This window comes from Nocardioides sambongensis (genome assembly GCF_006494815.1).
In the GTDB taxonomy this organism is placed as follows: domain Bacteria; phylum Actinomycetota; class Actinomycetes; order Propionibacteriales; family Nocardioidaceae; genus Nocardioides; species Nocardioides sambongensis.
Genome location: NZ_CP041091.1, coordinates 2281663 through 2297683 on the forward strand (window position 1 = coordinate 2281663; position 16021 = coordinate 2297683).

16 protein-coding genes, 1 tRNA gene and 1 pseudogene are annotated in these 16021 nt (G+C 71.8%); 10 read left to right on the forward strand and 8 right to left on the reverse strand.

The genetic code is table 11. The features are described 5' to 3' along the window. The first annotated feature begins 72 nt into the window (after positions 1–72). On the forward strand, positions 73–528 hold the full coding sequence (locus FIV43_RS10680) for a GNAT family N-acetyltransferase (protein WP_181407446.1): 456 nt from the start codon (positions 73–75) through the stop codon (positions 526–528). A gap of 70 nt (positions 529–598) precedes the next feature. Here the strand turns inward: FIV43_RS10680 and FIV43_RS10685 are convergent, their stop codons facing one another. Further along, entirely contained in the window at positions 599–952 is a 354-nt protein-coding gene (locus tag FIV43_RS10685; protein WP_141014118.1) for a DUF5130 family protein, read from the reverse strand. Positions 953–983: 31 nt separating this feature from the next. Then, the gene (locus tag FIV43_RS10690; RefSeq protein ID WP_141014119.1) at positions 984–1352 is read right to left on the reverse strand and encodes a hypothetical protein; all 369 of its coding nucleotides are present in this window, start codon (positions 1350–1352) and stop codon (positions 984–986) included. 85 nt (positions 1353–1437) lie between these two features. On the opposite strand from FIV43_RS10690, the gene FIV43_RS10695 reads away from it, so the two are divergent. The 3 genes from FIV43_RS10695 (at position 1438) to FIV43_RS10705 (ending at position 3709) form a co-directional block, all read left to right on the forward strand. Next, complete coding sequence (locus FIV43_RS10695; RefSeq protein ID WP_231122973.1) at positions 1438–2472, forward strand: mechanosensitive ion channel family protein; 1035 nt, start codon at positions 1438–1440, stop codon at positions 2470–2472. Positions 2473–2479: 7 nt separating this feature from the next. Next, positions 2480–2854 carry a globin domain-containing protein gene (locus tag FIV43_RS10700; RefSeq protein ID WP_181407447.1) on the forward strand — a complete coding sequence of 125 codons (375 nt, stop codon included), beginning with the start codon at positions 2480–2482 and terminating at the stop codon, positions 2852–2854. 81 nt (positions 2855–2935) lie between these two features. After that, positions 2936–3709, forward strand: a complete 774-nt coding sequence (locus tag FIV43_RS10705) for an enoyl-CoA hydratase/isomerase family protein (protein ID WP_141014120.1) — start codon at positions 2936–2938, stop codon at positions 3707–3709. A gap of 10 nt (positions 3710–3719) precedes the next feature. On the opposite strand, the gene FIV43_RS10710 is transcribed toward FIV43_RS10705, so the two are convergent. Next, positions 3720–4607 carry an acyl-CoA thioesterase gene (locus FIV43_RS10710; RefSeq protein WP_141014121.1) on the reverse strand — a complete coding sequence of 296 codons (888 nt, stop codon included), beginning with the start codon at positions 4605–4607 and terminating at the stop codon, positions 3720–3722. A 160-nt stretch (positions 4608–4767) separates the two neighbouring features. On the opposite strand from FIV43_RS10710, the gene FIV43_RS10715 reads away from it, so the two are divergent. The 3 genes from FIV43_RS10715 (at position 4768) to FIV43_RS10725 (ending at position 7147) form a co-directional block, all read left to right on the forward strand. Beyond that, a complete protein-coding gene (locus FIV43_RS10715; protein WP_141014122.1) occupies positions 4768–5982 on the forward strand; it encodes an acetyl-CoA C-acetyltransferase in 1215 nt (404 codons plus the stop codon). A gap of 72 nt (positions 5983–6054) precedes the next feature. Further along, positions 6055–6633, forward strand: coding sequence for a GNAT family N-acetyltransferase (locus FIV43_RS10720; RefSeq protein ID WP_141014123.1), 579 nt, complete (start codon positions 6055–6057; stop codon positions 6631–6633). Positions 6634–6637: 4 nt separating this feature from the next. Then, on the forward strand, positions 6638–7147 hold the full coding sequence (locus tag FIV43_RS10725; protein ID WP_231122981.1) for a MarR family winged helix-turn-helix transcriptional regulator: 510 nt from the start codon (positions 6638–6640) through the stop codon (positions 7145–7147). A gap of 325 nt (positions 7148–7472) precedes the next feature. On the opposite strand, the gene ettA is transcribed toward FIV43_RS10725, so the two are convergent. The 5 genes from ettA to FIV43_RS10750 all read right to left on the reverse strand — a co-directional run bounded on the left by ettA (position 7473) and on the right by FIV43_RS10750 (position 14361). Beyond that, positions 7473–9155: an energy-dependent translational throttle protein EttA gene (ettA, locus tag FIV43_RS10730; RefSeq protein ID WP_141014124.1), complete on the reverse strand. Its 1683-nt coding sequence runs from the start codon at positions 9153–9155 to the stop codon at positions 7473–7475. A gap of 99 nt (positions 9156–9254) precedes the next feature. Next, positions 9255–9665 (reverse strand): single-stranded DNA-binding protein, encoded by a 411-nt coding sequence (locus FIV43_RS10735; protein WP_141014125.1) that lies wholly within the window; start codon positions 9663–9665, stop codon positions 9255–9257. 141 nt (positions 9666–9806) lie between these two features. Next, complete coding sequence (locus FIV43_RS10740; protein ID WP_407938894.1) at positions 9807–11399, reverse strand: GTPase; 1593 nt, start codon at positions 11397–11399, stop codon at positions 9807–9809. 80 nt (positions 11400–11479) lie between these two features. Further along, entirely contained in the window at positions 11480–13243 is a 1764-nt protein-coding gene (locus tag FIV43_RS10745; protein WP_141014126.1) for a dynamin family protein, read from the reverse strand. Continuing rightward, positions 13240–14361: a PrsW family intramembrane metalloprotease gene (locus FIV43_RS10750; RefSeq protein ID WP_141014127.1), complete on the reverse strand. Its 1122-nt coding sequence runs from the start codon at positions 14359–14361 to the stop codon at positions 13240–13242. The genes FIV43_RS10745 and FIV43_RS10750 overlap by 4 nt, the downstream gene beginning before the upstream one ends. Before the next feature lie 364 nt (positions 14362–14725). Between FIV43_RS10750 and FIV43_RS22340 the strand changes: the two are divergent. From FIV43_RS22340 to FIV43_RS10760, 3 genes and pseudogenes are all read left to right on the forward strand, one after another. Next, positions 14726–14890 (forward strand): annotated as a pseudogene (locus FIV43_RS22340) (aminopeptidase P family protein); the annotation flags it as partial. A gap of 165 nt (positions 14891–15055) precedes the next feature. Then, a complete protein-coding gene (locus FIV43_RS22345; protein WP_407938895.1) occupies positions 15056–15883 on the forward strand; it encodes a M24B family metallopeptidase in 828 nt (275 codons plus the stop codon). Positions 15884–15940: 57 nt separating this feature from the next. Further along, a tRNA-Arg gene (locus FIV43_RS10760) sits at positions 15941–16013 on the forward strand. Positions 16014–16021: the final 8 nt, after the last annotated feature.

Consider the following 16021-nt stretch of genomic DNA (forward strand, 5'->3'; position numbering starts at 1 on the left):
GGCCCGCCCGGGTGCCCGATCGCCGAGATGCGGTTGGCCGGCTCCGGGCGGGCTGACGTAATATCGCTAGCGATGATCCGTGAAATCACTCAGCACGACCACGACCAACTGATCGAACTCAACCAGGGCGCGCTGCACGCGGTCGGCTCACTCGACCACGAGGCGCTCGCCCTCCTGCTGAAGATGTCGGACCAGGCCCTCGTCGTCGAGGACGCCGGAGACGTGGCGGGCTTCGTGGTGACGCTCCCGCAGAGCGCCACCTACGACTCCAGCCGCTTCCGCTGGTTCCAGGACAGGTACGACGAGTTCGTCTACCTCGACCGCGTCATCGTCTCGCCCGACCACCGCCGCAAGGGCGTGGGCACCCAGCTGTACGACGAGCTCCCGCTCGACGTGCCGGTCGGCCTGGAGGTCTACTCCAGCAACGAGACCTCGCTGGCCTTCCACGCCGACCAGGGCTTCCAGCCCGTCGGCGAGCTCGTGCACGGTGGCAAGACCAACGTGATGATGCTCCGCGACGCCGCCTGACGTCGTACCCGGTCGGGGTCGATCGCGGGACCGACCCGCGGCCCCGGCCCCCGACCCCGCTCCGGCGGGCTCAGTCGAGGGCGTGCTCTCCGAGGAGCCGCACGCCCCGGGTGAGTCCGCCGGCGAGGTCTCCGGCCGCGAACTCCGCGGTCATCTTCTCCACCGCGTCCGCGGACTCCTCGTCGGTCAGCGTCTGGCGGACGTGACCGCCGGTGACGATCTCCACGATCCGTCGCTTCGGGTCGACCATGACCAGGATGCTGCGCGTGGGCAGCACCAGCGTGTTGTGCAGGCTGGTCGCGAAGTCCCGCGGCTCGCCCTCCACGTCGCCGATGTAGATCGAGATCTCGGCACGGCACGCCTGCTCGGCGGCCCGGATCGCGATGTCCAGCTCGGTCTGCTCCGTCGGAGTCAGGAACGTCATGGTGTGGTCCCCCGATCGCTTCCGCGCCCGACTACCAGGAGCCGCCGGCGCCGCCGGCCTTCGAGCCCTCACCGTCGGGGCCGGCCAGCTCCCCCGCGGACTTGCGCGGCCCACCGATCCACTGCGTGTCCGGCTCCCGCTTGGCGGGGTTGAGGGTCTCGCCGCGCGCGAGCGCGGGACCGACGATCAGGGCGGTGATCACCAGCATCATCAGCAGCGGGATGCCGACGAAGAGCAGCAGCCACTCGACGGTGTCCACCGGGGGCTTCTCCTCCCAGCCACCCGGCTTCGGCATCGGGGTGTCGGCAGAGGCCGGCCCGGCCAGCAGCAGGCTGACCCCGACCAGGGTCGCGAACGAGAGCGCGGTGGTCGCGCAGCGGCGTACGGCAGTGCTGATCACGGGGCCCACCTTATCGGCACCGGACCCCGAGCCCCCACCTCGCCCGACTTGTGAGTCTGCGACCCCCGTCTGCTTCACTGGCGAGATGTCGTTGGTGCCGCAGACCCTGGACATCGTCCCGCTCGCCTCCGTCTGCGAGGACGGCGACTGGATCTGCAGCCTGATGCTGCGCGCGACCGACAACGAGCAGCTGGCGAAGTGGTCCGGGGCGATGATCGGCAGGCCGCTCGCGATCCTCGGCCTGCTGCTGCTCGGCTTCGTGCTGCGCTGGGCGCTGCACCGGGTGGTCGACCGGCTCGCCAAGCGCGCCGAGCGCGGGGTGCTCCCCGACCGGATCGACGTCGCCAACGCCACCCGGCGCAAGCAGCGTGCGGCGACCATGGCCGGTGTCTTCAAGTCGATCATCACCGGACTGATCGTCGTCATCATCGCCACCATGATCCTCAGCGAGATCGGCGTGAACATCGCACCGATCATCGCCAGCGCCGGCATCATCGGCCTCGCGCTCTCCTTCGGTGCACAGTCGCTGGTCAAGGACTTCGTCTCCGGCACGTTCATCTTCATCGAGGACCAGTACGGCGTGGGCGACGTGGTCGACCTCGGGGAGGCGATCGGCACGGTCGAGGCGGTCACCCTCCGGATGACGCGACTGCGCGCGCTCGACGGCACCGTCTGGTACGTGCCCAACGGCGAGATCATGCGCGTGGGCAACCAGTCCCAGAACTGGGCGCGTGCCGTCGTCGACGTCGGCGTCGGGTACGGCGAGGACCTCGCCCGGGTGCAGCAGGTGCTGCGCGAGATCGCCCACGAGGTCTGGGCCGACGAGGACTTCAACGGCATCGTGATCGAGGAGCCGGAGGTCACCGGGGTGGAGAACCTCGCCGCCGACGCCGTGACGCTCCGGGTCCTGGTGAAGACCGCCCCGCTGCAGCAGTGGGCCGTCGCCCGCTCGCTGCGCCAGCGGATCAAGGCCCGTTTCGACTACGAGGGCATCGAGATCCCCTTCGCCCAGCGCGTGGTCTGGCACCGCGACGAGAGGCAGGCCCAGGCCGACCAGGACGAGGTGGACGAGGCGGCCGCACAGACCTCGGGCGCGGGCTCCGAGGACCGCGAGGGATGATGGCGTGGTGACCGAGCAGGAGCAGCCGACGACCTTCTACGAGGAGATCGGTGGGTTCGAGACCTTCCGCACCATCGTGGCGCGGTTCTACCAGGGGGTGGCCGGCGACGAGGTGCTCCGACCGATGTACCCCGAGGCCGACCTCGGGCCGGCCGAGGAGCGGTTCCTGCTCTTCCTGGTGCAGTACTGGGGTGGCCCGACCACCTACTCCGAGCAGCGCGGACACCCGCGGCTGCGGATGCGTCACGCACCGTTCGCCGTCGACAGCGACGCCCGGGACCGCTGGCTCACCCACTTCCGCGCCGGCCTCGACGCGGCCGACCTCACCCCGAGCAGGACGCACAGTTCTGGGCGTACGTCACGCACGCCGCGAACTTCATGATCAACACCCCGGGGTGACCGGCACACACTCACCTCGCCCCAGCGCCTAGAACACGTTCTAGATGCTGGCTAGGCTGCCGCCATGGTCCTCACCGTCAGCGACAGCAACCGGGTCCGCACCCTCACCCTGGACCGCCCGGAGGCCCTCAACGCCTTCAACGAGGCGCTCTACGACGCCACCGCCGAGGCACTGCTGGCGGCCGCGGCCGACGACGCTGTCGCCGTCGTCCTGCTCACCGGCAACGGCCGCGCCTTCTCCGCCGGGACGGACCTGCTGGAGATGCACCGGCTCGCGACCGACCCGGACTTCCAGCGGGGCGAGCACGGGTTCGTCGGGTTGGTCGACGCGCTGGTCGACTTCCCGAAGCCGCTGGTGATCGCCGTGAACGGGATCGGCCTGGGCATCGGAGCCACCGTCCTGGGCTACGCCGACCTCGCCTTCATGGCCGAGTCGGCGCGGCTGAAGTGCCCGTTCACCTCGCTGGGCGTGGCGCCGGAGGCCGCGTCGTCGTACCTCTTCCCGCAGCTGGCGGGGCGCCAGAACGCCGCCTGGGCGCTGCTGTCCTCGGAGTGGATCTCGGCGGAGGAGGCACACGCGATGGGACTGGTCTGGCGGGTCTGTCCGGACGACGAGCTGGTCGCCGAGGCCCGCCGGCACGCCGAGGTGCTCGCCGCCCGCCCGGTGGTCTCACTGATCGCGGTGAAGCAGGCCCTCACCGCGCCGCACCGCGAGGCCGTGGCCGCAGCCCGGGAGCGGGAGAACGCCGCCTTCGCCGAGCTGATGGGCGGTCCGGCCAACCTGGAGGCGCTCGCCGCGTTCGCCGAGGGCCGCGAGCCGGACTTCACCCGAGCCTGAGCGCGCTCGCTCAGTCGTCGCTGACCTGCGCCATCAGCTCGGCGCGGTAGGAGTCGGGCGGCACGGCGGAGCGTTCGGTCTCGGGGTCGAAGAAGACCAGCACCACCCGGGCGCGGGCCATCACCCGGCCGGGCTCCCCGGGAGCGGTGATGGTCGACTCCAGGGTCAGCGAGGTCGATCCCACCGCGGCGATCCGGGTCCAGCAGTCGTACGGCTCGGGCCGCAGCGTCAACGCCTCGTGGTAGTCGACGTCCGTCTGGGCGACCACCACGCGCATCGGCGGAGCACCGTCCAGCGACGCCGCGAGATCGGAGATCAGCCGGATCCGCGCCTCCTGGAAGTACTCGAAGTAGACGACGTTGTTGACGTGGCGGTAGGCGTCGACGTCGGAGAACCGGACGTGCATCGGGCTGTGCCGCTCCGGGGAGGGTCGCACCTTCACCCGCACGGGGCGCGGGGACACCGCCGCCGGCGCCTCCAGGAACCTCTCCAGCCCGGCGCGCTCCTCGTCGGCGAGGCGGCGCGGCCGCTCGGTGTCGAACCGGTACGGCGCGAGCACCGTGCTCGCGCGCAGGTAGATGGTCCGGTTGCCGTCGGCGTCCTCCTGGTAGACCTCGTAGCCGAGCGTGAAGCTCGCCGAGCGGATCCCGGTCACCCAGACCTCGATCATCACCGGCGCCCGCCCGTAGTGCAGCGGTCGCAGGTAGGTGACCTCGTGCCGGACCACGACGATGCCCTCGACCAGGTCCTCGCCGGGGCCGACCCGGCGGTCGGCCTGCAGCTCCTGGAGCAGGGAGCCGCGCGCCTCCTGCAGGTAGTCGACGTAGCGGACGTTGTTGACGTGTCCGAGGAGGTCCATGTCGCCCCAGCGGAGTGGGCAGGCGTAGCGATGGCGCACGTCAGCATGGTGTCAGACGCGGGCGCCCCGCGGTCGGCGCGAACCGTGAGCGAGACCTCACACCGCAACACGTTCCACAAGTGCGACACTGGGCGCCGACCCAGGTGTCGACCAGCACGGTCCGGATCGACACATCCCGAGCAGCAACGGAGTAGCCCGCATGCCCGAAGCAGTCATCGTTTCCGCCGCCCGCACCCCGATCGGGCGCGCCAACAAGGGCTCGCTCAAGGACTTCCGCCCCGACGACCTCGCCGCGTTCATCGCGAACGCCGCGCTGGAGAAGGTCCCCGGCCTGGACCCTGCGGACATCAACGACTTCATCCTCGGTTGCGGCCTCCCCGGCGGAGAGATGGGCAACAACATGGCCCGCGTGGTCACCACGCTGATGGGCCACGAGATCCCCGGCACCACCGTCACCCGCTACTGCGCCTCCTCGGTGCAGTCGACCCGGATGGCGTTCCACGCGATCAAGGCGGGCGAGGGCGACGCGTTCATCGCCGCCGGCGTGGAGACCGTCTCGCGGTTCCAGTTCGGCACCTCCGACCACATCCCGAACACCAGGAACCCGCTCTTCGCCGACGCCCAGGGGCGCACCGAGGAGTATGCGAAGGGCGGCCAGGACTGGCACGACCCGCGTGAGGACGGCCTGCTCCCCGACATCTACATCGCGATGGGCCAGACCGCGGAGAACGTGGCGCGGATGCGCGGCCTGAAGCGTGAGGATCTCGACCGGTTCGGCGTCCGCTCGCAGAACCTGGCCGAGAAGGCGATCGCGGACGGCTTCTGGGCCCGCGAGATCACCCCGGTCACCACCGCCGACGGCACCGTCGTCTCCGCCGACGACGGCCCGCGCGCCGGGGTCACCTACGACGCCGTCAAGGACCTGAAGCCGGTCTTCCGGCCCGACGGCGTGGTCACCGCCGCGAACTGCTGCCCGCTCAACGACGGCGCCGCGGCCGTGGTGATCATGTCCGACACGAAGGCCGCCGAGCTGGGCCTGACCCCGCTGGCCCGGATCGTCTCCACCGGCGTCTCGGGCCTCTCCCCCGAGATCATGGGTCTGGGGCCGGTCGAGGCCACCCGCAACGCGCTGCGCTACGCCGGGATGACCATCGACGACATCGACCTCGCCGAGATCAACGAGGCCTTCGCCGCGCAGGTGCTGCCCTCGGCCGAGGACCTCGGCATCCCGATGGAGAAGCTCAACGTGAACGGCGGCGCGATCGCCGTCGGTCACCCGTTCGGCATGACCGGCGCCCGGCTGCAGAACACCATGCTGAACAGCCTGGAGTGGCACGACAAGACCACCGGCCTGATCACCATGTGCGTGGGTGGCGGTCAGGGCATGGCCCTGATCCTGGAGCGCCTGAGCTGATCCGGGACCGGCCGGCCCGGTCCGGCTGATCCCGGCCGAACGTGTCGGCGGCGGGCCGTACCTTGAGTTCCCATGAGCATCGAGGTGCGGCCCGCCGACGTCTTCGACGACGTCCGCGCCCTGGTCGGTCCCCGGCGTCCGGACGCCAACGTCTGCTGGTGCCTGAGCTATCGCATCGACACCAAGCTCAACAACAGCCTGCGCGGGCCCGAGCGGGGTGAGTACGTCGCACAACTGCTCGAGCAGGGCCCACTCGGCGTCCTCGCCTACGACGCGGAGGAGCCCGTCGGCTGGGCAGCGGTGGCACCGCGCGCGGCGACGTCCTTCGCCCGCAGCCGGACGATCCCGCAGGTCGACGACCTCCCCGTGTGGTCCCTGTGGTGCATCCGGGTCCGTCCCGGTCACCGCAAGAAGGGCATCTCCCACCATCTGATCGCCGGCGCGGTCGACTTCGCCCGTGTCCAGGGCGCCCCGGCGGTCGAGGCCTACCCGCTCGACAACGGGGGCGCCAGGGTCGACCTGACCATGGCCTACCCCGGGCTGCGGGCGAACTTCGAGGCGGCCGGCTTCCGCTACGTCGCCGACACCGACTCCGTCCTGGCCGGTCATCGCCGGGTGCTGATGCGCCGTGAACCGGCTTCCCTAGACTGACGCGGTGACGACCGACGTGGGTGACGCACCGGCCGGGTCCGCGGAGCCGCCGTGGCTCGACGCGGAGCAGCAGCGCGCCTGGCGCGCCTTCCTCCTGGCCAACACCCTGCTCGGCGACCGGCTCGACGACGACCTGCGCCGCCACTTCGGCATGGGCCTGGTGGAGTACGAGGTACTGGTCCGGCTCTCGGAGTCCGACGGCCAGATGCGGATGGCGAAGCTCGCCGACTCCCTGGCGCACAGCCGGAGTCGCCTCACCCACACCGTGGCCCGGATGGAGCGGGACGGGCTGGTCGAGCGCTGCGAGTCCACCGTGGACCGCCGCGGCGTGGTGGCCCGCCTGACCGACCAGGGATGGCAGCGGCTGCGCGAGGCCGCGCCGGTCCACGTGGCCGGCGTCCGGGAGTACCTGGTCGACCTGGCCTCCCCGGAGGACTTCGCGGCCCTGCGTCGCGTGATGGACGCCGTCGCCGACCGCCTGATCGGCGACCACCCCGACCGCGAGCTGCGGTAGCCGCACGGGAAGAGACGCACTCTCGCCGCGCAGACGCCGCAGGCCGCCAGGAAACCCGGCGGCCTGCCAATGTCAACCGCGAGCGCGGCAGCGTGGCGCGAGCCAAGCGAGCGACATCGCTCGCGCCCCAACCCCCGGCCGTCTGCCACCGCGAGGAACGCGCCGAGGCGAACGCAGGAAGCGAGGAACGAGCGACCGGAGCGAGCCGAGAAGCTTCCTCGCGCGCAGACGCCGCAGGCCGCCAGGAAACCTGGCGGCCTGCCAACGTCAACTGCGCGGCCGGCAGCGTGTCAAGCGAAGCGCCGACACGCTCGGCCCATCCAACTCAGTCCCGGGTGAGCCGGCGGTGGGTGACCCGGTGCGGGCGGGCGGCTTCGACGCCGAGGCGCTCGATCTTGTTCTCCTCGTAGGAGGCGAAGTTGCCCTCGAACCAGAACCACTTGCCGCCGTCCTCCTCGTCACCCTCCCAGGCGAGGATGTGGGTGGCGATGCGGTCGAGGAACCACCGGTCGTGCGAGGTGACCACGGCGCAGCCGGGGAAGTCGAGCAGCGCGTCCTCCAGGCTGGAGAGGGTCTCGACGTCCAGGTCGTTCGTGGGCTCGTCGAGCAGCAGCATGTTGCCGCCCTGCTTGAGGGTGAGCGCCAGGTTGAGCCGGTTGCGCTCTCCGCCAGACAGCACGCCGGCCTTCTTCTGCTGGTCCGGGCCCTTGAACCCGAACGAGGCGACGTAGGCGCGCGAGTTCATCTCGAAGTTGGCGACCTTGATGAAGTCCAGCCCGTCGGAGACGACCTCCCAGACGTTCTTGTTGGGGTCGAGGCCGCCGCGGGACTGGTCGACGTAGGAGATCTTCACCGTCTGGCCGACGTTCAGGGTGCCGGAGTCGGGCTCCTCGGAGCCGGTGATCATCCGGAACAGGGTGGTCTTGCCGACGCCGTTGGGGCCGACGATGCCGACGATGCCGGCGCGCGGGAGGGTGAACGAGATGTCGTTCCACAGGGTCCGGCCGTCGAAGGCCTTGACCAGGTCGTGCGCCTCCAGCACGACGTCACCCAGACGCGGGCCGGGTGGGATGTTGATGTCGGCGGTGTCCACCTTGCGGGCCTTGTCCGCCTCGGCGGCGAGCTCCTCGTAGCGCGCGAGGCGCGACTTCGACTTGGTCTGCCGGGCCTTGGCGTTGGAGCGGACCCACTCCAGCTCCTTCTCCAGCATCTTGGCGCGCTTGGCGTCCTTCTGCCCCTCGATCTTGAGGCGCTCCTTCTTGGTCTCCAGGTAGGTGGAGTAGTTGCCCTCGTAGCCGTGGATCTGACCGCGGTCGACCTCGGCGATCCACTGGGCGACGTTGTCCAGGAAGTAGCGGTCGTGGGTGACCGCCAGGACGGCGCCGGGGTATGACTTGAGGTGGCCCTCCAGCCACAGCACGGACTCGGCGTCCAGGTGGTTGGTGGGCTCGTCGAGGAGCAGCAGGTCGGGCTGCTGGAGGAGCAGCTTGCACAGCGCCACCCGGCGCCGCTCGCCACCGGACAGGTTGTCGACGAGCAGGTCCGACGGCGGGCAGCGCAGCGCGTCCATCGCCTGCTCCAGCCGGCTGTCGAGGTCCCAGGCGCCGGCGTTGTCGAGCTCGGTCTGGAGCTCGCCGGTCTCCGCCATCAGCGCATCCTGGTCGGCGTCGGGGTCGCCCATCTCCATGTAGGCGTCCTCGAGGCGCTTCATCTTGGCCTTGAGGTCGCCGACGGCCTCCTCGACGTTCTCCAGGACCGTCTTGCCCTCGGTGAGTGGCGGCTCCTGCTGCAGCATGCCGACGGTGGCGTCGGGGTCCCGGACGATGTCGCCGTTGTTCGGCTGGTCCAGACCCGCCATCAGCTTGAGCAGCGAGGACTTGCCCATGCCGTTGGGGCCGACGACGCCGATCTTGGCGCCGTGCAGGAACGACAACGTGACGTTGTCGAGGACGACCTTGTCGCCATGTGCCTTGCGCACGTTGCGCAGGGAGAGGATGTATTCCGCCATGGCGGAAAGGCTACGCAGGATCGTGGCGGAAAGCCCGTCGGGGGTCGGCCGGGCCCGCCGCTCCCCGACGGGTGCCGTCCCGCCGGGGGCGCGGCCGTCTCAGGCGGCCCGCTCCGCGACGTCGGGCCGGGTATCGCCGGTCTCGCGCGGCGGGCTCTTGAGGAACTGGCTGCAGCCCCGGGTGAGGTCGTGGCCGATCGTGGTGGCCTCGACCTCGAGGGAGACCACCTCCACCTCGGACTTGTTCACGTAGGTGCGGTGGGTGAGCCGCCCGTGCACCAGCACCGGGTCGCCCTTGTTCAGCGACCGCAGGCTGTGCCCGGCCAGCGCACGCCAGGCGTTCACCGTGTACCACTGGGTCTCGCCGTCGACCCACTCCTGCCGCCCGCGGTGGAAGCGGCGTGGGGTGCAGGCCAGCCGGAAACTGGTCACCGAGGCCTCCCCGACGTCGCGTCCCACCGGCGTGCTGCCGATCCAGCCCTGCAGCGTCACCATCGTCTCGTTGCTCATCGTTCCTCCTCACGTCCCGCTCCGGTCGGAGCGGCACGAGGAGTCCACACCGGTAGCGCGGCCGGCGCGCCGACTGCGTCGGTGGCTGTGGAGACCTCTCCCCACGGCGCCGGCTGTGGACGGTGGGCGGCCCGACCCGGGTCAGGCGGTACGACGCGCGGCCACCAGGCCGCTGCGGAACCTGCGGTAGTCCGCCGATGCGGCGACCACCGGCTGCACCACCGAGCCGTCCAGCTCGTCGGCGACCGCCGAGCGGAGTCGCTCTCCGGCGCGCTGTCCGCGGGCCCGTGCCTCCCGGCCGGCGCCGGCACGACCGACGGCCATCAGCAGCAGCCCGAGCACCAGGCACCCGACGAGCACGACCGCCCCCGCGGGGACACCGAACCAGTCGGGGTCCTCCGTCGCGCCCACGGCACCGGCGATCCACCAGCCCGCTCCACCGACGGCACCGAGCAGGGCGAGCCACTGGACGACCCGCACGAATCCGGCCCAGGCGGGAAGTCGTGCGGCCCGGAGGTCGACCCCGGGCAGCGTGGCGTCCAGCGTCTCGGCCGCCCGTTCGCCGCCGGTCACCGCCGCGTCGGTCACGGCCGAGCGCCACTCCAGGGCGGTGGCCCCGGCCACCTCGTCGGCGAGGTCACGTGCGGCGGTGCGGACCGCGCCGTGGTCGACGGCCCCGATCCGTGGGACCGAGTCGGCGTCGAGCTCGACACCCGCTTCGGCGAGCTCGTCGGCGAGCTCACCCTTCCCGTTGCCCAGCAGCATCAGCGGCGGCCAGGTCGTGGCGCGGCGTACCCGGGCGCCGACGCTGCGCTCGACGGCGTCGACGACCACCGGCACCCCGGCTGCCTCCTCGACCCGGCGGCGCAGGTCGTCGACGACCGCGCCCTCCACCTCGCGCATCGGGGCGTCGCCACCGAGCGCGGCCAGCTTGTCGGCGGCGGCGGCCACGTCGGCCTCGACCTTCGCGGCGGTCGCCCGCTTGCTGTCGACCCGCGCGTTGATCTCGGCGCGCAGCGCGTCCATGCCGAGACCCTCCTTCGCGCTGATCGGCATCACGGTGACCCGGTCCAGACCGTCCTCGACCAGCAGCTGGCGGACATCGCCCACCAGCGCGTCGCGCTCGTCGGCGGGAATGGTGTCGATGTGGTTGACCGCGATCACCATCACGTCCTGGTGGCCGGCCAGCGGCTTCAGGTAGCGGTCGTGCAGCGCGGCGTCGGCGTACTTCTGCGGATCGACCACCCAGACCAGCAGGTCGGCGAGCTCGACCAGGCGGTCGACCTCGAGGTGGTGGGCGACCTCGGTGGAGTCGTGGTCGGGCAGGTCCATCAGCACGACTCCGTCGAGCGAGCCCTCGTCCCGGCGCGCGTCGAGGAGCGAGTCGCGCATCGTCTGGTGGCGCGGCGGGATGCCGAGCCACTCGAGCAGCTCGGCAGCACCCTCGCTTCCCCAGACCACGGCGGTGGCCCAGGAGGTGGTGGGGCGCCGGACGCCGATCGAGGAGAGCTCCAGCCCGACCAGGGCGTTGTACGTCGAGGACTTGCCCGACCCGGTGGCGCCGGCGATCCCGATCACCGTGTGGCGGGCGGAGAGACGCAGCCGGCCGGTGGTCCGCTCGACCGTGGCCATCGCCTCCGCGAGCACCTGCTCGTCGAGGCGGCCACGGGCGGCGTCGACCGCGGCCTCGAGTCCGGCGATCCGCTCGCCGAGCTCGGTGCCGCGGGTGGCCAGCTCCCGGATCTGCGCGGCCTCCTCGGCCGGCGTCGGTGCCGCCGGCGGCGTCGACCCGACCTGCTGCTCACTCCCGGACGTCACAGGTGCTCCCCCGTTCCCTTCTGCTTGCTGAGCGCGAACCGCAGGTCGTCGACCCGGCGCGCGGCCTGACGGAGCTGGTCCGGTGCCTCGGGCTTGAGCTCCCACTCCTGGGCCGGCGCGAAGTAGCGGGCGCGCTCCCCGGCCATCAGCTGCTCGAGCCGGCGTCGCAGCGACGCGCTCGCCTCCTGCATCATCGCCTCCGCCCTGGCCTCACCGAGCACGGTGGTCAGCAACCGCCGACCCAGCTCGACGGTGGCGGCGGTGGAGGCCGGTCCGGACTCCGGAGCATCCTCGCTGAGCGCGACGACGGCCAGGGCGACCCCGAGTCCGCGCACTCCCAGCGCCAGGAAGCGGGCGGTGGTGCGCACCTCGCCGCTGCCGTCCTTGACGACACCGTGGAGCTCGGCGAGCCAGTCGCGTGCCTCCTTGGCCGCGCGCGGTCGCAGGCCCCGGCCGGCACGGGTGAGGTCGTCGGCAACGACCTGCATCATCGCGGACCCGTGGTCGGTCCCCTCCCACGCACGGGCGGCGTCGTGGGCCGCCTGCTCCGCGTGGTCGACGACCAGGTTCTCCACGGCCAGCTCCACCGCCACCGAGACCCGCTCGGCCTGCTGCGGCTTGCCCTTGATCGCGTTGAGCAGGCGCTCGCGCACGAAGCCCACCTTGGCCTCCAGGGAGCGGACGAGCTCGCCGCTGCCCACGAACTCCTGCCAGCGTGCGAGCAGGTCGCCGCGCATCGCCGTACCGTCGGTCGCGGCGGTCAGCAGGCGCGTCTGGGCCTCGTCGTACATCCGGTCGGCCACCGCCAGCAGGTCACCGACGGCCTCGACCTGGGCGCTGGCGGCGTCGGCGATCGGGAAGGCCTTGCGGGTGACCGTGCGGACGGCGCCGAACACCGTCTGGTTCACCACCGTCCGACGCGCGGTGACGTCCGAGGCCAGCTGCTCGAGCCACCCGCGGATCTCGGCCACGTGGTCGGCCGGAAGCAACCCGTCCTCGGTCACCGGCCCCTCCGCGACCCCGAAGAGCGGGGAGTCCTTCAGTCCGCGCGAGGACATCATCCGGGCCAGGTGCGCCGAGACGGTCGGCACCGCGTCGGGCGCCGTGCGGTCGAGGACCAGCGCGACGGCAGTCGAGCGCTCGGCGGCGAGCTTGAGGTGCTCCCACGGGACCTGGTCGGAGTAGCGGGCGGCGGAGGTGACGAAGAGCCAGAGGTCGGCGGCCGCGAGCAGCTGCGAGGCGAGCTCGCGGTTCCGCTCGTCGACGGAGTCGACGTCGGGCGCGTCCAGGATCGCGACGCCCCGCGGCACCGCGTCCGTGGCCACCAGCTGGATCGAGTCCTGGTCGACGGTCGGCTCGGCGACCCGCTTGAGGTCGGGCAGCAGACGGTCGGGGCCGAACCAGTGCCCCTCCTCGGGGTGGTGCACCAGCACCGGCGAGCGGGTGGTGGGGCGCAGCACGCCGGGCGAGGTGACCCGGTGGCCGACCAGCGTGTTGACCAGGGTGGACTTGCCGGCACCGGTCGATCCGCCGACCACGGCGAGCAGCGGCGCGTCCAGCGTCATCAGGCGCGGGATGACGTAGTCCTCGAGCTGCTCGATGGTCTGACTCCGGGCGGTCCGCAGCGGCTCCGCGCCCGGCAGATCCAGCGGCAGCGGCGCGGCCTGGAGCGCGCCGTGCAGACGGACCACCTCGGTCAGCAGCTTGCCGCCGGCGGCGTCCCCGAGCGCGTCGAGCTCGGTTGCCTCGGTTCCGGTCATCGTTGCGGTACCACCTGTCCAGGAAAGGCGAACCGGGGCCGGCTCGCCTGGATGCGTGCCAGGAACTCCTGCCCCCGAGCCTGCCAGTCGGTCGGGGCGGTGCCCCGGAGCAACCTGTGGTGAAGGTAGCCGAGTTCGACCGCCGCCTGCTGATAGTCGCGTACGGCGCGCCCGGCGGCCTCACCGCCGTAGGCGCGGGCGTGCTCGCGGGCGAGTCGCCGCGCGCCGAGGTCGACCAGCCAGCCGATGTCGGTGGCGGGGAGCAGCCCGCGGGCGGCTGCGTCCTGCAGCGCCGCGGTGAGCATCTCGCGCTCGCGGTTGCGGGCCCAGATCGCGAGCGTGATCATCCCTGCGAACGCGGGGGCCATCAGCACCAGGTAGACGACCACGAAGGAGCCGAAGCCGAACACGGTCGAGGCGTTCCAGATGCCGTGGCTGACCACGGCGCACAGATAGCCGACCAGCGGCGCGGCCACCCGCACGCCGGTCGAGCGGGAGGTCACCGCGATGCCGACCCCGATCCCGATGAACGTGGTGAAGAGCGGGTGGGCGAACGGGCTGAACAGGCAGCGCACCACGAACGTGGAGGTGATCCCGGCGATCCCACCGGGCGCCATCCCGTCGGCGCCGTCGTAGGCGGCGGCCAGGTAGAGGATGTTCTCGAAGAAGGCAAAGCCGATGCCGACCATCCCGGCATAGACGATGCCGTCCAGGATGCCGTCGACCTCAGCACGGCGCCACCACAGCAGGAGCAGGAGGAACAGCCCCTTGAACGCCTCCTCGGTGACCGGCGCCACCACCGCCAGCGAGACCGTCGAGGTGAAGCCGACCAGGAAGCCGCCGAGACCCTGCACCACCAGCGCCGCCGCGGTCGCCACGCAGGCGCCCCACAGCAGGCCGAGCAGGAGGAGGCTCCGGGGCTCCGGCTCGTAGCGGTCGAGCCACAGGTACGCCGCGAGCGCCGGCCCGACCGGGAGCGCGGCCAGGACGGTCGCGAGCAGGGTGATCGAGGGCGCTCCGCTGAGCGCGAGCAGCAGCAGGACGGCGACCGCCCCGAGGCCGACCGCGACGGTCACCACGACCGTGAACGCGACGCCCTCGCGACGATGAGGTCCCATGTCTGTCAAGCCTATCGGCACTGACTTCTGAGTCGTGCTTCGGCGACGTAGGCTGGGGCACCGTGGAGCAGCAGATCACACCCGCCGACCCGACCGACCCGACCGGCAGCGCCCCGGAGGCTGCCGAGTCGCCGCGCACCGAGTCCCACGACCCGGCGGTGCCCGACGCCTACGCCGCCTTCATGCGCACCGGCTGGGACGAGCGTGAGCACGAGGTCGAGCCGCACCCGATCGCGCCGTACGCCGCCGATCGTCGTGCGCGCCTGGCGGCGACGTTCCCCGGCGAGCGGCTGGTGCTGCCCGCGGGACGTACAAGGTCCGCGCCAACGACACCGACTACCGGTTCCGCCCGGACACCGCGCACACCTACTTCACCGGCAACCAGACCACCGACGCGGTGCTGGTGGTCGAGTCCGACGGCGAGGCCGTCCTCTACGCCCGGCCGCGCTCGGGCCGGGACAGCGACGAGTTCTTCCGCGACCGGCAGTACGGCACCCTCTGGGCCGGCGAGCGCCCCTCGCTCGGCGAGCTGGAGGCGTCGCTCGGGCTGCCGGTGCGGCACCTCTCCGGGCTGAGCGACGCCCTCGCCCGGCCGGGCAAGACCCGGGTGCACCGCGGCGTCTCCGCGGACGTGGACGCCCTGGTCGGCGCCGACCCGGGCCGCGACGGCGAGCTCGCCCGGGTGGTCTCCGAGATGCGCCTGGTCAAGGACGCCTGGGAGCTCGGCGAGCTCGGCGAGGCCGTGGACGCGACCGTGCTCGGCTTCGAGGACGGCATCCGCGAGTGGGAGCAGGTGCTGCGCTACGGCGAGCGCTGGCTGGAGGGCACCTTCTTCCGCCGCGCCCGCGCGATGGGCAACGACATCGGCTACGACTCGATCGTGGCCGGCGGCCCGCACGCCACCACGCTGCACTGGATCGACAACACCGGTCCGGTGCGTCCCGGCGACCTGATCCTGTGCGACATGGGCGTGGAGAACCGCAACCTCTACACCGCGGACGTGACCCGCACGATGCCGGTGTCGGGGTCGTTCACACCGCTCCAGCGCGACCTCTACACCCTGGTGTACGACGCCCAGGAGGCCTCGATCGCAGCGCTGGCCCCCGGCCGGCCGTTCCTGGCCGGCCACGACGCGGCGATGGAGGTGCTGGCCCACGGGCTGGCCGACCTGGACCTGCTGCCGGTGCCGGTCGAGGAGGCGCTCGACCCGTCCTCGAAGGTCTACGCCCGGTGGACGCTGCACGGGGTGAGCCACATGCTCGGGATGGACGTCCACGACTGCGGCCAGGCCGCACCCGAGTCCTACCGCGACGGCATCCTCGCCGAGAACATGGTGCTGACCGTCGAGCCCGGCCTCTACTTCCAGGCCGACGACCTGCTGGTCCCCGAGGAGCTGCGCGGCATCGGCATCCGGATCGAGGACGACGTCGTGGTCACCGCGGACGGGGTCCGCAACCTCTCGGCCGCCCTCCCCCGCGACGTCGCCGGCGTCGAGGAGTGGATGGGGCGGCTGCGCGGCTGAGCCTGGATGAGCCTGACCGTCGGGCGGGCGACGCGCGGCGGTACTCTCGCCTCACTGGCCCCCGTGGCGCAATGGATAGCGCAGCGGATTTCTACTCCGATGGTTGCGGGTTCGACTCCTGCCGGGGGCGCCGTGCCA